Origin of the sequence: Paenibacillus sp. GCM10027629 (genome assembly GCF_042676425.1) — a bacterium.
GTDB lineage: Bacteria > Bacillota > Bacilli > Paenibacillales > Paenibacillaceae > Paenibacillus_K > Paenibacillus_K terrigena.
In genome coordinates this window covers 654885-671844 of the sequence record NZ_JBHTGZ010000003.1, presented here as the reverse complement: position 1 = coordinate 671844, position 16960 = coordinate 654885, and the positions used below count along the sequence as shown (strand labels likewise).

Genomic DNA, 16960 nt, shown 5'->3' with positions numbered 1-16960 from the left:
TTAGTACCTCCGTTTCTTTTCTTTCATTTCATTGTAGAACAGCTCGTAATGCGCATACCGGCTCGCCGAAACCTCACCCGCTTCTTTGGCAGCAAGCACTTTACAGCCCGGCTCATGCAGATGCGTACAACCTCGGAATTTACACCCTGCCGCATAGTCCCGGAACTCCCGGAAGCAGTCGCCTAATGCCTCAACACCAAGCTCTAAGAAGTCGAGCTGACTGAATCCCGGCGTATCCGCTACGAATCCCCCAGCAGGCAGAGGAATCAATTCCACATGTCTTGTCGTATGCTTACCGCGGCCAAGCCGCATACTGATCTGATTCGTCTCCAGTGCAAGCCCTGGCAAGAGCGCGTTAAGCATCGAAGACTTACCCACCCCGGATTGACCAGCAAAGACACTGATTTTCCCCGTCAGCTGCGCCATGAGTTCTTCTGTGCCCAGGCCCGTTACAGAACTTGTCCGAATAACGGTATAGCCAATTTGTTTGTACAGCGCCTCAGCATCCTCTATCTTCGTTAACTCTTGTTCCCCATTGAAGGACAGGCTAACCTCTGCATCCTTCTCCATTGAAGACTCATCAAGCAAGTCTTCCTTGGTGAAACAGATCACAACATCCAGTCCAGCATGTTCAATATGAACAAGGAATTTGTCGAGCAACTGTAGATTAAGTTCCGGTTCTTGAACTGAGAAGACAAGAATCGCTTGCTCCACATTGGAGATTGGTGGACGGATCAGCTCCGAAGAGCGAGGGGAGATCGCATCGACCATCCCCTCCCCGTTCTCCGTAAGCGTATATTCAACGTAATCGCCAACGAGCGGCGACTCGCCTCTTTTCTTGAAAATCCCACGCGCCCGGCATTGAATGAGCTCACCTGACACTTCAACATAGTAATAACCGCTTAATGCCTTGACAATTAACCCTTGAGGCATATTCTCGCTCCTATTCTTCGAATGGCAGCATCCCTCCGCTTCGATTATGTGACTTAGTTATCATTATGTTTGTTTTTCTTGTCTTTCCCATTACCATGGCCGTTGCCATTACCGTTCCCATTGTTCCCCGTATCGAAGGTGCTATCGGTCCATTCGTCGGTCGTAGTTCCATCCGTAGGATCCGTTGTCGCAGGGACATCGATTTGCGGAATTTGAACCGTCCCATTCTTCGCATCAAAGTAAGAGACAGGATACGAATCAAGGAACTCTTTGTTCCGATAGACATTAACGACACCATCTTTATTCGGCGCAAGCACGAGATCGATGGCAAACGTCTGAACATGTGAAATGGTCTGAGCAGGACCCCATTCAATATTTTCTCCGCGAGCATCGGAATAGACAATCCGAATGGAGCTCTTCTTGCCCTCTTCAACTGGCGCAACCGGCAGATTGAACGTATATTCAATCGCTTCCGGCGGATAACCTGAACTCACGTAGATCATAACCTCCGAATTCGGCTCCACCATCTCCTTCGGTTCATACGGCCATTGCTTAAACACTTCACCTTTCGGGAAGTAGCTCGGCTCGCGCTTCACGCCACCGGATTCCGCTGCAAGCTTCAAGCCTTTGGATTGAATAGCCGCCTTCGCTTCATCTTCCGTCATTGTGATCAAATTCGGCATCGGGATGGCTGCGCTGCCCTTACTCACTGTCAGGCGTACTTGCACCTGTGTGAGGTCACTATCCGTACCAGCCTCAGGCGTTTGCGCGAACACGAGGCCTGCTGCCACATTATCATTATTTTCTTCCACTTTCGTAATCTGGCTCTCCGGCACCTTCAGATCGATTAGCATCTGACGTGCTTCCGAATACGATTTATTGGTCAACTCCGGCATCTTAAACATTGGAACCCCTTCGCTGACCGAAATCGAGATCGTAGAGCCTTCCTTCACTTTCGTGCCTTCCGGCTTGCTCTGCTCGAATACAATTCCCTTCGCAAAGCCTTCCTTATTCACGCGGTTAACCGGCTCTTCGATGTCAATCTTCAGATCCGACAACTGCTTCCTTGCCTCTTCCTCCGTAAGATTCACGAGGTTCGGCAGCGTTACCTCCGGGACATAGACAAGCTTCTGCACGTACAGCACGACCCCGAGCATAATCGCAAGAAACACGATAGTCGCTCCTACCCAAACGGCTGGCTTCACCCACTTCTTCTTGGGCTCTGTACGTTCGTTCTCCTGCTCTTCTGTCTCTTCTTTCACTTCACGAGCAATCGGAGCTGCAGCTTTCTTCGGCGCAATACGATCCGGCTTAATGGCAGGAATAACACGAGTCTTCTGCTCATCGATAAATGCATCGTCTTCGAAGCCAATCTTCTTCTCGAACCGACGATCCGCTGATAGACTCGTATCCAGATCCGCCATCATTTCTTTAGCCGATTGATAACGTTCCTGTGGATTCTTGCGCATCGATTTCAGAATGATGTTCTCTACACTCTGCGGAATCAACGGATTGACTACGCGAGGCTCCTCGAATTCATCTTGCAGATGCTTAAGCGCAACACTGATCGGGCTCTCGCCAAGGAATGGCAGACGCGCAGTGAGCATCTGATAGAGCACAATCCCAAGCGAATATAAGTCCGACTTCGCCCCTGTAGCAACGCCCTTCGCATGTTCTGGCGAGAAGTAATGCACAGACCCCAGCACCGAACCTGCATGTGTAATCGTAGACGAGGTTACAGCACGTGCTATCCCAAAATCCGTCACCTTCACACGGCCATTTTTGCCAATAAGAATGTTATGGGGCTTGATGTCACGATGAATAATCTCGTTATGGTGCGCATGATCCAAAGCATCACAGATTTGCATCGCAATATGTATCGCTTCTTCGGCCTGGAGCGGCGCCTTCTCTTTAATATACTCATTTAAATTCTGACCTTCGACGTATTCCATCACAATATAATGAATGTCTTCTTCTTGACCTACATCATAGATACTTACAACATTCGGATGTGATAAGGCTGCCGCTGACTGGGCCTCCCGACGAAACCGACGAATAAACTCCTCATCATGGACGAACTCTTGACGCAAAATTTTAACGGCTACGTTACGTCCTAATAATAGGTCCTGGGCTTTATAGACAAGCGCCATACCGCCGCCGCCTACTCGTGTTAGTATCTCGTATCGTCCGCCTAGTTCATGACCAATCATTCCGCCCACCCCCTTACTGCGCTGTCGTTAATTCTTGATGTCTGTTCCAATAGAACAACTGTAATATTATCTTCGCCGCCCGCTTGCAGGGCTAATTGAAGCAGTTGATCCGCTCTCGCAGCAAGAGAGTCTTGTACCGTATTGACGGTACGCTTCATTTCATCTTCCGTAACGCGATTGCTTAACCCATCGCTGCACAGCATAAGCGTATCATGCTCAGTAAGTGCGACAGGGATTAACTCTACGGACACATGTGGGTCCGTTCCTAATGCACGAGTCACAACATTTTTCATCGGATGATGCTGCGCTTCTTCGCTGCTAATCTGACCCTTCTTCACCAACTCGTTCACGAGAGAATGATCTTCTGTCAGCTGTTCGATCACATCTTCATTTATTTTGTAGACGCGACTATCTCCAATGTGACCGATCATGCCCTTCAGACCATCGAGAAGGACAGCCACGATCGTCGTCCCCATATTATGATACTTCCTGTCTTGCGAAGCGAGTTCGTAAATCACGCGGTTCGCTCGCAGAATCGCTGCAGCTAGCGCATCTCCTAATTCTTCAGCAGAAAGCCCCGAACGGAGCGACAGCAATTGCTGCGAGACCGTCTCAACGGCTAGCCTGCTCGCGGTGTCCCCCGCTTGATGACCACCCATTCCATCTGCAACAATCGCAAGTGTTACCCCGCTGTCCAGAGCTTGTACCCAAGATAGATCTTCATTGACTGTTCGAACGCGCCCAACATCGGAACGCTGTACCATATTCATGGCTCTCACCTCGCTATTTGGCTTCCAAATGCTTCGCCCGCAATTGTCCGCAAGCCGCTGCGATATCATGTCCTTGTTCGCGACGAATGGTCGCATTAATTCCTTTACGTTCTAGAATCCGTTGGAATTCAAAAATATCATTACGCGGTGTTCTTACGTAGTTGCGCTCAGGCACGTGGTTAACAGGAATCAAATTCACATGGCAGAGCATGTCCTTAATCACATCAGCAAGCTCTTCCGCATGTTCAGGACGATCGTTCACACCGCCAATGAGGGCATATTCGAACGTAATTCTGCGTCCCGTCTTCGCCAAATAATAACGAAGTGAATCCATAACATCATTGAATGGGAATCTGCGATTCACCGGCATGAGCTTTGAGCGAAGCGCATCATTGGGAGCATGGATGGAAATCGCTAGATTAATCTGTGTATTCTCGTCCGCAAATTTATAAATATTCGGTACAATGCCACTTGTCGAGACAGTGATATGACGCTGCCCAATATTAAGACCTTTCTCATGAATCATAAGACGCAAAAACTTCATGGTCTCCTCATAGTTCTCGAAAGGTTCGCCTGTTCCCATAATCACGATACTGCTTACGCGTTCATCGCGTGTATCGAGAATTTTCTGAGCTTGAACGACTTGCGCAACAATCTCGCCTGCTGTTAAATTCCGTTTCAATCCACCTAAGGTTGAAGCACAGAACGTACAACCGACACGGCAGCCCACTTGCGTCGTGACACACACGCTATTACCGTAGTTGTGCTTCATCACAACTGTCTCAATCGCATGTTCATCGTGTAGACCGAAGAGGAATTTCACCGTACCGTCTTTGGATTCATACTTCGTAATTTCTTTTAAGGTTACAAATTGAAACTGCTCTTCTAGTTTATGCCGGAGTTCTTTGGACAAATTACTCATTTGTTCAAAGTTATCTACGCGTTTCACATAAATCCAATCGAAGATTTGAGCCGCTCGAAATACAGGCTCCCCGTTCTCCTTGGCCCATGTTTGCAGTTCTTCAAGTGTAAAATCATAAATAAATGGTTTATCCAATTTTTCTCACAACCTATTCAGTCCATTTTCTACTTAGTTTATCTCATTCGTCCTATTTTAACATAAATAACCCCCTGGCTAAAGAGGGAGGAATTTTTCGCAAGAAAGTAATCACCTCTTACCCCCTCGCTCAATATGATAGGTATGGGTGAATGACCACGTCAGAGACGGAAGGGGTGAAGAGAGTATAGCTGTCATCAAAGCAAATTCCGAAGATTTGAAGTTGCTGGCACGACTCTTGCGAGCAGAGGCAGAAGGCGAGGGTGAACAAGGCATGTTGATGGTTGGCAACGTTGGTGTTAACCGCATTTTAGCTGACTGCCTTGATTTCTTGAATATTCGCAGTATCAACGATATGGTCTACCAAAGTCCTGGCGGATTCGAAGCAGTCCAAAAAGGATACTTCTATCAAAAGGCACGCGACAGAGATATCCGCCTCGCCCAAAGAGCAGTTAACGGCGAACAATTATGGCCGGCAAGCAATGCACTATGGTACTTCCGTCCAGTCGGAGACTGCCCGCCCTCTTGGTACAACCAAGAGCATAGCGGCAGATTCAAATTGCATTGCTTTTATATCCCGAAAGGTGAAGATTGCCCGCAAGTCTATCGTTCATGTTAACACCTAAAAAGAGATATTATTTGAGGAGGAATAGAACGCAATGAATTACGTTTATCGAGGATCAGTAGGTAATTATGGGTATATGATGCCAGCTCCCGCTCCAGCACCAGCAGGAATCCCCATGCCGCAGAGCACCATGCCCGGTTATCCCGCTACCGCTCCAATGAACCCTGGCATGCAAGGCATGCAAGGAATGCAAGCGCAAGGGGCAGCACCAGCACCTGGTACGCCCGTCGGGCCTATGGCTGCCACAACCGGTGCCCTGATTACACCATCAGGGACGACAGTAGCTCCACCTCAATTTGAGCAATCTTATGTAGAGAATATTCTTCGCCTGAACCTCGGCAAAACCGGTACATTCTACATGACATATGAGAATAACTGCGAATGGAACGCCAAAATTTTCCGCGGCGTCATCGAAGCAGCAGGGCGCGACCACATTATCATCAGCGATCCGATAACAGGACAACGCATCCTCCTGCTGATGGTGAACCTCGATTATATAACTTTTGACGAACCTCTCAACTATACGTATCCAGGCGTTATAGGCAACCCGCCTCGCTAATTCACGAAACAAGTTTATAAATCTAAAAAAGAACCTCCCGCTCCCACAAACCTGTGGAATAGGAGGTTCTTTGATGGATTAGGATTTGCGTTTCATGAATCTTGCGATAAAAAATCCGTCCGAATGGAACTGATGCGGTAGAATCTGAATTAGATTCGCAGACTCCCCAGTCTTCTCGCAAATATCGAGCCAAGCCGGACTCGCCGATTCTTCGTCCGCCCAAGTGAAGTCAGGGTGCCGGTCAAGGAAAGCTTCCGCCATACGAACATTCTCTTCCGGTTCGGTCGTACAGGTGCTATAGACGAGAATTCCGCCTGGACGAAGTAGAGATTGAACTTCATCCAGAAGCTTCGATTGCAGCGCTGCAATCTGTTCCACTTCTTCCGGCTTCTTTGCCCATTTCAAGTCTGGTTTACGCCGAATTACGCCAAGTCCTGAACAAGGAGCATCGAGCAGAATGCGCTCGAAGGACGCAGGCTTCAGCTGCTTAGCCAAAGATAACGCATCACTCACTCTCGTCTCAATCGACCCTAGCTTCAATCTGAAGGCTTGTTCCGCAATCAGCTTCTGTTTGTGCGGGTGTACATCATTCGCCAAGACATGGCCTTTATCATTCATCAGCTCTGCGATATGTGCCGTCTTGCCGCCTGGGGCTGCACAGCAATCCAATACTTCCATTCCCGCCTCCGGATTCAGCGCTTCGGCAACAAGCATCGAGCTCTCATCTTGAACCGAGAAGAGTCCGTCTTTGTACCAATCCGTCAAAGCCATATTGCCGCCGCTATCAACCACAATGCCTGCAGGCGATAGCTCGGACGGACGTGCATCCATACCTGCTGACGTCATCGCTTCAAGCATGGAATCCCGATCCGTCTTCACACGATTTACTCGAACACTTACATGTGGTGCTTCATTGTTCGAAGCACACATCGCAATGGCAGCTTCTTCACCATACTGCCGAATCCAACGTTCTACCATCCATTCCGGATGCGAATAAGAGAGCGCGATGCGGGCAACACGATCCAGCGATTCAGGAATGCTAAGTGATTCCTTATTACGCAGCACATTCCGCAGAACGCCGTTCACCATGCCTGAGATCCCTTGATGTCCTTTGCGTTTGGCAATGTTCACCGCTTCATTCACGGCCGCATGCGGTGGAATCCGATCGAGGTAATAGATCTGATAGAAGCTTAAGCGCAGCAAATTTCGTACCCAAGGCTGCAGCTTCGCAAGTCCTTTGCTCACGAATGAGCTTAAGAAATAGTCAATGGTATTCAGTCGTTGAATTGTCCCATAGACCAATTCCGTAGCAAATCCAGCCTCCGTACGTTCTAACTGCAATTTCTGGAGCGATTGGTTCAAGAGCAGATTGCTATAAGCTCCCTCTTGCTCGACACGGGTCAAGACATCAAGTGCAACTTCACGAGCAGGCACCTTTCTTTTCGCCGCCCCGCTCACGTGAGTATCGTTCCCTTCGTCATTTTCCCGCCGCGCACAAATTCCGAAGCATCCATTGCTTTCTTGCCAGCAGGCTGAACTTGCGTCAGAATGATCGAACCGTCTCCTGTCTTCACTTCAATGCCATTCATATCGCAGGCAAGGACTGTGCCTGGCACAGCATCCGAAGTGCTCGCTGACACACGGCATGACCATACCTTGAACACTTCATCCTGCCAGAGGGTAAACCCACCTGACCATGGAACAAGGCCGCGGACTTGGTTGAAAATATCTCTCGAGCTGCGTGACCAATCAATTCGCTCATCTTCACGCGTCAAATTCGGCGAATACGTAGCGAGTGACTCATCCTGCTTCACAGCTTCGATGCGTCCAGCAATCAATTCAGGCAGCGTCTCTCGAAGCAGATTCGCTCCAGCAATACTGAGCTTCTCGAACATCGTGCCCGCCGTATCCTCGTCGGTAATCGGTACCTCGACGCGCGAGATCATATCCCCCGTATCCAAACCTTCCGCCATATACATAATCGTAACACCGGTAACGGTCTCCCCATTCATAATCGAACGTTGGATTGGCGCTCCACCGCGGTATTCGGGCAGAAGCGAACCGTGTACATTGATGCAGCCTAATCGCGGAAGATCCAAAACCGCTTTTGGTAGAATTTGTCCATACGCAGCCGTTACGATCAAATCAGGTTGCAACTTGGCAAGCTCATCGACCGATTCAGGACTGCGAAGTTTCATCGGCTGGAGCACAGGAATACCGTTCTCAATCGCTACTTCCTTCACAGGGGTCGGTGTTAATAGCCGTTTTCTACCCTTTGGCCGATCCGGCTGCGAGACGACTGCCGCTACGTTATATCCTTCGCTTAATAACATTTGTAGTGATGGAACGGCGAACTCCGGCGTCCCCATAAATACAATTTTCATTTAATTCTCCTTGCCTTTCCGTTCGGAAGTGTCGTAGAGTTTCTCGGCAAGCTCTGTGAACAATATCCCATTCAAATGATCAACCTCGTGCTGAAAAGCGCGTGCCAGCAGCTCCGAGCCTGTAATTGTAAATTCTTCGCCATGACGATTCAATCCCTTCACCGTAACCGTCATTGCACGACGAACATCACCATTGATTCCAACGATGCTTAGGCACCCCTCTGAACCGAATTGCTCACCTTCTTTGGAAAGTATCTCCGGGTTAATCATCTCAATCAACCCATGCTCATCACCACAATCAACCACAATAACACGCTTAAGGATGCCCACCTGCGGCGCAGCTAAGCCAACCCCATCCGCATCATACATCGTCTCTGCCATATCATCGATCAATTTAATAATTTTAGGCGTAATCTCCGTTACTTCTTTTGCACGTTTATGCAGCACCGGATCTGGCTCTTGCACAATAACTCGAACGGCCATCACAGCACCCTCCTTCATTCACTTTTCTCTATCTAGTCGTTACATTAACATTTGGGGATCGACATCCACACTGATAAGCAGTTGTTGTCCTCTGACATGTTCATCGAACTCCGCCGAAATCTCGCGTACAAGCTGCACGGCATCAACGTTCCCCCGATATTTTAACATACATTGAAATCGGTATCTATTCTTGATCCGCGGCATCGGCGATGCAACGGGCCCGAGCAATTCGAATGCATCTTCCGAAGGACTATCCAGCGCCTGACTCCATCCGCGTGCAATCGCTTGTTCCCTCACGCGCGTCGCGAAATTCTCACTCATACGAACCAGCAAAGGAAGCTGTTCATGTGAGAACGTAATCAGAATCAGATTGCAATAAGGCGGATAGGCCCGCTTCCAGCGATGCTCTATTTCATCCCGAGCAAACGCCTCATAATGATGCTCCGATGCATGCTGAATGGAATAGTGCTCTGGCGTATATGTCTGAATAAAGACTTCCCCAGGCAGATGATGACGGCCTGCACGGCCAGCTACCTGCGTTAACAGCTGAAAGGTACGTTCCGCTGCACGGAAATCCGGAATGTTCAGCGCCGAATCAGCTGTGATGACACCGACCAGTGTCACATAAGGAAAGTCAAGTCCTTTCGCAACCATCTGTGTGCCTAAGAGAACATCGGCCTGACGATCTCGGAACTGACCGAGCAGCTTTTCATGGGAGCCTTTCTCCGTCGTCGTATCCACATCCATTCGAATGACTCGGATACCTGGGAACAGCTTGGAGAGCTCCTCCTCGACGCGCTGCGTACCGGTTCCGAAATAGCGAATATGCTCACTCTCGCAAGAAGGACATGTCTTTGGCGCTTTCTCCGCATGACCGCAATAGTGGCAGCGTAAGTGATTCGACTTCTGATGAAAGGTCAAGGCGATATCGCACTCCGGACATTGAGCCACGTATCCGCAAGTCCGGCACATGACAAAAGTCGAATATCCACGCCGATTAAGAAGCAGGACCATCTGCTCCTGCTTCTTGAGGCGGTCTTCAATCGCTTGGTACAGCGGACGACTGAACATCGAACGGTTGCCGTTCTTAAGCTCTTCACGCAGATCTACGATATGAACCGTCGGAAGATCTCGCCCGCCAACCCGCGTCGGCATAGACAGCAGCCGCATCGGAGCTTGATCGTCGAAGCCCGGCAAAGGCTGCCCTTCAACGGCAGCACGATAGCTCTCCAGCGAAGGCGTAGCCGAACCCAAGATGACGACAGCCCCTTGCTGCGCAGCTCGTTTCACTGCCACATCTCGAGCATGATACTTCGGACTCTCTTCTTGCTTATACGAAGTCTCATGTTCCTCATCGATAATCACAAGCCCAATTTGTTCGAATGGCGCGAAAATCGCTGAACGCGCACCAATCGCAACCTTCACCTTGCGCTCGCGAATTTTGCGCCATTCATCATACCGCTCACCATGAGAGAGTCTGCTATGCAGCACGGCGACTAACGCGCCAAATCGGCTCTTAAATCGTTCCACCATCTGCGGCGTAAGGGAGATTTCCGGGACGAGTACGATGGCTTCACGGCCCTGGGCTATACAATGCTGAATCGACTGCAAGTAGACCTCCGTCTTCCCGCTTCCAGTAACACCGTGCAGCAAGAACAAATCATGTTCGCGTGTGTCTAGCGATGCCTCTATCCTATCATATACGTGCTGCTGTTCTTCGGTGAAACGCATCGGCTCCGATTTCTTGAACCGACGATCCGCATAAGGATCACGGAACACTTCCATCTCCTGGATTTCTACATAACCTTTATCTTCAAGCCCTTTAATCGTTGAACTCGTCGTATGCAGCTCTGTGAGCAAATCCGTCATGAGCATCGGCTGCCAGGTCTGCATGAGGAACTCTAAAGCTTCCTTCTGCCGACGGGCCTTGGTTGGGAACGAAGCGAGTATCGCTTCCGCTTCTTCTTCCTCGATCTTTAAGAGCACCGTCTTCACTTTCTTCTTCGCGACACGGTCTTTGATGGATTGTGTCTCGATTAAGTACCCTTGCTTTAGCAGGCGTTTGATCAAGTTCTCATGCGCGGGGAACATCGAGGTCACCTGTTCAAGCTTCATCGGCCCTAAACGCTCAACGGTCTCAAGCACACTGCGTTCCTCTGGAAGCCACAGCAATTCATCATCCTGATATGTCTCCGAGACATGCAGCACGCGCTCAACCTTGCCTTTCAGCGCGGTTGGTATCATCGATTGCAGTGCGGCAATATCGTGGCATACATACTTCGCACTCATCCAAGCGCCCAGCTCGATCAAATCGGGGGATAAAGGAGGAACGAGATCCAAGAGTTCCTGAATATATTTCATGCGACTTTTATTCACTTCTAATGATTCATCCGATGTGAACCCCACCACAAAACCTTGCACAGTTCTTGGTCCGAATGGAACCCCGACCCGGCTGCCGACTTCAATCCAAGGCTCCATCGCATCCGGAATCATATAATCAAATGGCCGATTGGTCTGCTTACTCGGCACATCGACAATCACTCTTGCATAACGTGTCAACCGCGTCCACCCGCCAACCGTTCAGAGACGATGCGGAGTAGACGATGCGCAACTTGATCTTTGGACATTTGCGGTAGTGCTTCAATAAGGCCCTGACGGTCATAGATATGAACAATATTCGTATCCACGCCGAATCCGGCGCCTTCCGCAGTCACATCGTTTGCGACCATAAGGTCGCAATTTTTCCGCGATAATTTATCAAGCGCATAGCGCTCCACATCATTCGTCTCTGCCGCGAATCCAACAACGAACTGCTGCGTCTTCCGTCTCCCAATTTCCTGCAAAATATCTTGCGTACGCTCAAGCTCCAGCGTCAACCGTTCATTGGTCTTCTTCATCTTGCTGGATTCCATTTTCGCAGGACGATAATCCGCGACTGCTGCCGCTTTGATAATAATATCCGCTTCATCCATCCGTTCCATCACACGATCGTACATGTCTTGTGCTGACATCGCCCGAATGACCTCGACACCTTCCGGCGGAGGCCCATCCGTACTTGCTGCGATCAACTGCACATTCGCACCCAAATCCCGTGCTGCACGCGCAATCGCGTATCCCATTTTGCCGGATGAATCATTCGTAATGTAACGAACAGGGTCAATCCGTTCAACCGTCCCCCCTGCTGTTACGATCACTGTGCGACCTGCTAACAGCAATGGCTCATCCTGCTGCGTCGCCGCACGATGCTGATCCGCGAAGAAGCGCTCGATGAAGTGGAATATATCCTCGGGTTCAGCGAGTCTTCCTTGTCCGACGTACCCGCAAGCCAATTGACCTGTCCCCGGCTCAATAAACAACACCCCGCGTTCTTCGAGCACTTTCATGTTATGAACCGTTGCAGGATGCTGATACATGTGTACATTCATCGCAGGGGCAACAACCACAGGAGCTGTCGTTGCAAGCAATACATTCGTTAACATGTCATCTGCCAGTCCATACGTCATTTTAGCCAATGTATTGGCTGTTGCGGGTGCGACTACGACTAAATCTGCCTCGTCAGCGAGATGAATATGAGATACGACGGACGGATCGCGCTCATCGAACGTATCCGTGTATACCGGGTTGCGTGATAACGCCTGCAATGTCAATTCCGTCACGAAATGTTTGGCAGACTCCGTCAAGATGACATGGACGTTCGCACCATGCTGCACGAGTCTGCTGCATAGCGTAATTGCCTTATACGCTGCGATACCTCCGCTAATCCCTAGAATAATCTTCTTTCCGTTCAACATGGGTATCCCCCCTTATCAATAAATAGAATTTGGCATCTCTATCCTTAGAGAATTTCATAAATTCTATTGTGGTAAAAAAATAACAACCTTTCGGTTGTCGAGGAAGAACGAGCCTTATCTTTATAATTCGTGATTAATCTCTAGGTTCAGCGTTCCGCTCAATTTGAACAAAATCACCATAGATCTCTTCAAGCGCTGTTCCTACGAATTTGTGGGATTTGGGATTGCGAAGATCAGACTTGGATCCATCTCTTAATTGTCTAGCCCGACGTGAAGCTGCAACGACTAGCGAGTATTTACTGTCCACTTTGTTCATCATTTCATCGATCGAAGGGTATAGCATTTGAACACCTCATTCTTTTCTAATAAAAATCCAATAAAGCCTTGGCGCTATTATTCTTTCGAGATCTTGCAATGCTCAGCGGTGATAATCGCATCAATCCGTCTGCATGCATGTTCGATCTCATCGTTGACAACCGCATAGTCGTAATATTCAATCATATTGATCTCTTCTTCTGCTACAGACATTCGATGATCAATAACGGTTTCGTTCTCTGTGCCACGGCCTTTGATACGATCCTTCAACTCATCCAAGGAAGGCGGCAATAAGAAGATGAAGACCCCTTGCGGGAAAGATTTTTTCACTTGCAATGCACCTTGAACTTCAATCTCAAGGATAATATCTTTGCCTTCATTGATTGTCTGCTCGACGAAATCGCGCGGTGTTCCATAATAGTTCCCCACATATTCAGCATACTCGAGCAGTTGGTTATGCTCAATCATATCCAGAAATTGCTCGCGGGACTTATAGAAGTAGTTCACACCTTCTTCTTCACCCATACGCGGCTGACGCGTCGTTGCAGACACGGAATAGATTAGATTAGGCATCTTTTTGCGCAGGGCGGTACATACCGTACCTTTACCTACACCAGAAGGGCCGGATAACACAATTAATAAACCTTTACTCATAGTATTCTCCATCTCATTCGTCGTTGTCATCATCCTTGGTCGAGAGGCGATGCGCTACAGTTTCAGGTTGTACTGCAGATAGAATAACGTGATCGCTATCTGTAATAATAACCGCACGCGTACGGCGACCATAGGTTGCGTCAATCAGCATATGCCGATCGCGCGCTTCTTGAATAATCCGCTTAATCGGCGCGGACTCTGGGCTTACGATCGAGATAATTCGATTCGCGGATACGATATTCCCGAAACCGATGTTAATCAGTTTGATAGCCATTTCTGGTTTCCCCCTATAATAAATGCATTATTCCATATTCGCGACCTGTTCACGAATTTTCTCCAGTTCGGCTTTCATGTCAACCACACGATTTACAAGCGCAAGGTGATTCGCTTTCGATCCAATCGTATTCACTTCACGATTCATTTCTTGAATTAGAAAATCCAGCTTACGTCCTATCGGCTCATGCATCTGTAACAAAGTACGGCATTGCCCAAAATGGCTCTTGAGCCGAGTCAATTCTTCATCAATATTGCAACGTTCCGCGAACAGGGCTAATTCCATACCGAATTTATGCTCATCGAATTTGAAGGTGGCATCCTGCAAATCCGCTAGCCGCTGTCTTAATTTCGTTCGGTATTCGGAGACGACGGTCGGGGCGAGGAGGACAAGTTCTTGATGAATCGCCTCTAAAGTGGTCAATCTAGATCCTGTATCTTCTGCGAGATGGTGCCCCTCTCTAGCACGCATCTCACATAATCCGTTCAGTGCTTCTTGTAAGCCAGCTACCAAATGCTCCTCGACTTCTTCGTTCGCAAGCGTCGAATCCTCACGCGCAACGAGAACATCAGGCATCTGCATCAATTGATTCAATGTTAACGTATCCGTGAATCCGAATCGCTCTCGCAGCGCACTAGCTGCTTGCACATAAGAATGTGCTGCAGACCAATTGATATGCGGTGTATTGAGAGCATCTTCTTCCTTCTCTTTGTTGATAAAAATATCAATTCGTCCACGTCCAAGACGGTTCTGGACGATACGTTTCAGTACATCTTCGTAGCATGTCCATTCCCGCGGAAGGCGGATAACCGTCTCACAGTAGCGGTGATTAACGGATTTAATCTCGATCTGCACTCTATAGCCGCCAAAATGTCTCGCGGAATGACCAAATCCTGTCATACTGAAAACCATGGGGACCACATCCATTACACTATAATAATTGATTCTAATAATCGTTACAAGTATGCGTTCAAAAAGTCTGCTTTTGAGCTTCCTCTACCTAGTGGATTGGAGCACTGAGGCTTTTTCCCAGACATACGACGTCAACGTAACACTCATTTCATAGAACATGAACGGTGTCATGAAGTAGATTCCATTAAACCGCGGCATCGCCGTATCGAGCAATTCCTTCGCAATCTCGATACCTACTTTTCTTCCCTCTTCCCCTTCCAGGCCAGCCATCCGTTTGAGAACCTCATCAGATAACTGAATTCCTGGCACTTCATTATGAAGATATTCGGCATTGCGTCCGCTTGCAAGCGGCATAATACCAATGAAAATCGGAATATCCAGATGCTTCGTGGATTCATAGATTCGTTCAATTAATGCTGGATCATAGACAGGCTGTGTCATAATATAATCCGCGCCAGCTTCAATCTTCTTCTCGAGGCGCTGTACAGCTTTATCCAAGTATTTTACATTCGGGTTAAACGCTGCGCCTATGATAAAATTCGCTTTCTGCTTCAGCGGTTTCCCAGAGAAAGCAACGCCTTCATTTAATTGTTTGATCATACGAATAATCTCAAAAGAAGTTAAATCATAGACCGAGCTAGATCCCGGTAAATCGCCAAATCGTGCAGGATCCCCTGTGACGGCGAGTACATGATCAATATTTAATGCATCGAAGCCCATCAGATGCGACTGTGTTCCAATCAAATTACGGTCACGGCATGCAATATGAATGAGCGGGCGCAATCCCGTCTCTACCTTAACTTTATTGCCGAGGGCCATATTACTCATACGTGTAACTGCAAGAGAATTGTCAGCTAACGTCAATGCATCGACCCTCACATCCTTCAAGGCCGCTGCACCCTTCATGAATTTCGTGATGTCCAGATCACGCGGAGGATCTAGTTCAACGATGACTGTATGACGCTGCTTGACAAGATCCACAATGCTAGGATTCCCCGTTGTACCCGCAGGAGGTTCTACAACAGCTTGTTTGGCCGCAGACACGCCCGTGCTGGACGGACCCTTCACATGTACATTTCCTTCCGCGTTCGGTACGAATCCAACAAGCGCCTTTGCAATCGCTTCGACATGCGCCGGTGTTGTTCCGCAGCATCCACCGATAAGCTGTACGCCCATATTCGCGAATTTGATGGCGCATTCACCGAAATACTCCGGAGAAGTCATATACATATATTTGCCATCAACATAGTCAGGAATACCCGCGTTCGGGAACACGGAGATCGGCAAATGGTAGAATCCTTGAATTTTTTCAACGGAATGAAGAATTCCTCTAGGGCCTGTATGGCAGTTAAATCCAATGACATCCGCACCTGCAGCTTCAATAATCTTGAAAGCTTCTTCTAACGAAAATCCGTCCATCGTTGTACCGCCGGCTTCAACAGCAAATTGGCAAATGACCGGCAGATCACTTAATTCTCGCAGCTTCTCGAGCGCAATTTTCATTTCTTCCACATCATAGAATGTTTCTAATAAAACCCCATCGACACCTTCTGCGAGCAGCGCACGAAACTGCTCTTCGAAGCAATCTTGTAAATAATCTACTAAAATATTTTTACGGCGACCGGCACGAATCGGGCCGACAGCGCCTACGACATAAGCCGATTCCCCCGCAGCTTGACGCGCGATACGAACGCCGGCACGGTTAATTTCTTCTACTTTGCCTTCGAGGCCATATTTGGATAATTTATCAGCATTCGCAGAGAATGTATTGGTCTCTACGAGCTGCGCTCCCGCTTGAACATACTCCCGATGAACATTCTCGATAACGTCCGGGTGGAGCAGATTCAACTCCTCATAGGAAATGCCCACAGGAAAACCCATGTTGTACAAATAGGTCCCCATCGCTCCGTCACCTACGAGAATTTGCTGCTGTAATGCTTGACGTAAATCAATCTTCATGAACCCCACCCCATTAAGTTTAAGTAAACCTACT

At 48.5% G+C, this 16960-nt stretch carries 16 protein-coding genes; 2 read left to right on the top strand and 14 right to left on the bottom strand.

What is annotated here, in order from left to right:
- Genes rsgA through rlmN form a run of 4 tightly spaced genes read right to left on the bottom strand, consistent with a single transcriptional unit; the run spans window position 1 to window position 4970 of the window.
- Window positions 1–933 (bottom strand): ribosome small subunit-dependent GTPase A, encoded by a 933-nt coding sequence (rsgA, locus tag ACFQZR_RS03560; RefSeq protein WP_379342912.1) that lies wholly within the window; start codon window positions 931–933, stop codon window positions 1–3.
- A 53-nt stretch (window positions 934–986) separates the two neighbouring features.
- Entirely contained in the window at window positions 987–3143 is a 2157-nt protein-coding gene (gene pknB, locus ACFQZR_RS03555; RefSeq protein WP_379342910.1) for a Stk1 family PASTA domain-containing Ser/Thr kinase, read from the bottom strand.
- Entirely contained in the window at window positions 3140–3913 is a 774-nt protein-coding gene (locus ACFQZR_RS03550) for a Stp1/IreP family PP2C-type Ser/Thr phosphatase (protein ID WP_379342908.1), read from the bottom strand. Before ACFQZR_RS03550 ends, pknB begins: the two co-directional genes overlap by 4 nt.
- A gap of 13 nt (window positions 3914–3926) precedes the next feature.
- The gene (gene rlmN / locus ACFQZR_RS03545; RefSeq protein ID WP_379342906.1) at window positions 3927–4970 is read right to left on the bottom strand and encodes a dual-specificity RNA methyltransferase RlmN; all 1044 of its coding nucleotides are present in this window, start codon (window positions 4968–4970) and stop codon (window positions 3927–3929) included.
- A gap of 187 nt (window positions 4971–5157) precedes the next feature.
- On the opposite strand from rlmN, the gene ACFQZR_RS03540 reads away from it, so the two are divergent.
- Window positions 5158–5589, top strand: a complete 432-nt coding sequence (locus tag ACFQZR_RS03540) for a cell wall hydrolase (RefSeq protein WP_379343791.1) — start codon at window positions 5158–5160, stop codon at window positions 5587–5589.
- Window positions 5590–5629: 40 nt separating this feature from the next.
- Window positions 5630–6154, top strand: coding sequence for a spore coat protein GerQ (gene gerQ / locus ACFQZR_RS03535; RefSeq protein ID WP_379342904.1), 525 nt, complete (start codon window positions 5630–5632; stop codon window positions 6152–6154).
- A 78-nt stretch (window positions 6155–6232) separates the two neighbouring features.
- Here the strand turns inward: gerQ and rsmB are convergent, their stop codons facing one another.
- The 10 genes from rsmB to ACFQZR_RS03485 all read right to left on the bottom strand — a co-directional run bounded on the left by rsmB (window position 6233) and on the right by ACFQZR_RS03485 (window position 16926).
- Window positions 6233–7612, bottom strand: a complete 1380-nt coding sequence (gene rsmB, locus ACFQZR_RS03530) for a 16S rRNA (cytosine(967)-C(5))-methyltransferase RsmB (RefSeq protein ID WP_379342902.1) — start codon at window positions 7610–7612, stop codon at window positions 6233–6235.
- Window positions 7609–8538: a methionyl-tRNA formyltransferase gene (gene fmt / locus ACFQZR_RS03525; protein ID WP_379342900.1), complete on the bottom strand. Its 930-nt coding sequence runs from the start codon at window positions 8536–8538 to the stop codon at window positions 7609–7611. The genes rsmB and fmt overlap by 4 nt, the downstream gene beginning before the upstream one ends.
- Window positions 8539–9021 (bottom strand): peptide deformylase, encoded by a 483-nt coding sequence (gene def / locus ACFQZR_RS03520; protein WP_379342898.1) that lies wholly within the window; start codon window positions 9019–9021, stop codon window positions 8539–8541.
- A gap of 39 nt (window positions 9022–9060) precedes the next feature.
- Entirely contained in the window at window positions 9061–11580 is a 2520-nt protein-coding gene (priA, locus tag ACFQZR_RS03515) for a primosomal protein N' (RefSeq protein WP_379342896.1), read from the bottom strand.
- Window positions 11577–12812: a bifunctional phosphopantothenoylcysteine decarboxylase/phosphopantothenate--cysteine ligase CoaBC gene (coaBC, locus tag ACFQZR_RS03510; RefSeq protein ID WP_379342894.1), complete on the bottom strand. Its 1236-nt coding sequence runs from the start codon at window positions 12810–12812 to the stop codon at window positions 11577–11579. Before coaBC ends, priA begins: the two co-directional genes overlap by 4 nt.
- A 133-nt stretch (window positions 12813–12945) precedes the next feature.
- Entirely contained in the window at window positions 12946–13155 is a 210-nt protein-coding gene (rpoZ, locus tag ACFQZR_RS03505) for a DNA-directed RNA polymerase subunit omega (RefSeq protein WP_018756546.1), read from the bottom strand.
- A 50-nt stretch (window positions 13156–13205) separates the two neighbouring features.
- Window positions 13206–13781 carry a guanylate kinase gene (gene gmk / locus ACFQZR_RS03500; RefSeq protein ID WP_379342890.1) on the bottom strand — a complete coding sequence of 192 codons (576 nt, stop codon included), beginning with the start codon at window positions 13779–13781 and terminating at the stop codon, window positions 13206–13208.
- Between the two features lie 13 nt (window positions 13782–13794).
- A complete protein-coding gene (remA, locus tag ACFQZR_RS03495) occupies window positions 13795–14055 on the bottom strand; it encodes an extracellular matrix/biofilm regulator RemA (protein ID WP_005548256.1) in 261 nt (86 codons plus the stop codon).
- A 27-nt stretch (window positions 14056–14082) separates the two neighbouring features.
- Window positions 14083–14967 (bottom strand): YicC/YloC family endoribonuclease, encoded by an 885-nt coding sequence (locus ACFQZR_RS03490; RefSeq protein WP_314584206.1) that lies wholly within the window; start codon window positions 14965–14967, stop codon window positions 14083–14085.
- A gap of 84 nt (window positions 14968–15051) precedes the next feature.
- Window positions 15052–16926 (bottom strand): bifunctional homocysteine S-methyltransferase/methylenetetrahydrofolate reductase, encoded by a 1875-nt coding sequence (locus tag ACFQZR_RS03485; protein WP_379342888.1) that lies wholly within the window; start codon window positions 16924–16926, stop codon window positions 15052–15054.
- Window positions 16927–16960: the final 34 nt, after the last annotated feature.

What these genes read in the sequence shown, in the direction of transcription:
- rpoZ (WP_018756546.1), bottom strand. Translation starts at nt 13,155, where the DNA reads ATGCTATACCCTTCGATCGATGAAATGATGAACAAAGTGGACAGTAAA.
- fmt (WP_379342900.1), bottom strand. Translation starts at nt 8,538, where the DNA reads ATGAAAATTGTATTTATGGGGACGCCGGAGTTCGCCGTTCCATCACTA.
- ACFQZR_RS03485 (WP_379342888.1), bottom strand. Translation starts at nt 16,926, where the DNA reads ATGAAGATTGATTTACGTCAAGCATTACAGCAGCAAATTCTCGTAGGT.
- gerQ (WP_379342904.1), top strand. Translation starts at nt 5,630, where the DNA reads ATGAATTACGTTTATCGAGGATCAGTAGGTAATTATGGGTATATGATG.
- rsgA (WP_379342912.1), bottom strand. Translation starts at nt 933, where the DNA reads ATGCCTCAAGGGTTAATTGTCAAGGCATTAAGCGGTTATTACTATGTT.
- remA (WP_005548256.1), bottom strand. Translation starts at nt 14,055, where the DNA reads ATGGCTATCAAACTGATTAACATCGGTTTCGGGAATATCGTATCCGCG.
- ACFQZR_RS03490 (WP_314584206.1), bottom strand. Translation starts at nt 14,967, where the DNA reads ATGGTTTTCAGTATGACAGGATTTGGTCATTCCGCGAGACATTTTGGC.
- pknB (WP_379342910.1), bottom strand. Translation starts at nt 3,143, where the DNA reads ATGATTGGTCATGAACTAGGCGGACGATACGAGATACTAACACGAGTA.
- def (WP_379342898.1), bottom strand. Translation starts at nt 9,021, where the DNA reads ATGGCCGTTCGAGTTATTGTGCAAGAGCCAGATCCGGTGCTGCATAAA.
- ACFQZR_RS03550 (WP_379342908.1), bottom strand. Translation starts at nt 3,913, where the DNA reads ATGAATATGGTACAGCGTTCCGATGTTGGGCGCGTTCGAACAGTCAAT.
- gmk (WP_379342890.1), bottom strand. Translation starts at nt 13,781, where the DNA reads ATGAGTAAAGGTTTATTAATTGTGTTATCCGGCCCTTCTGGTGTAGGT.
- coaBC (WP_379342894.1), bottom strand. Translation starts at nt 12,812, where the DNA reads ATGTTGAACGGAAAGAAGATTATTCTAGGGATTAGCGGAGGTATCGCA.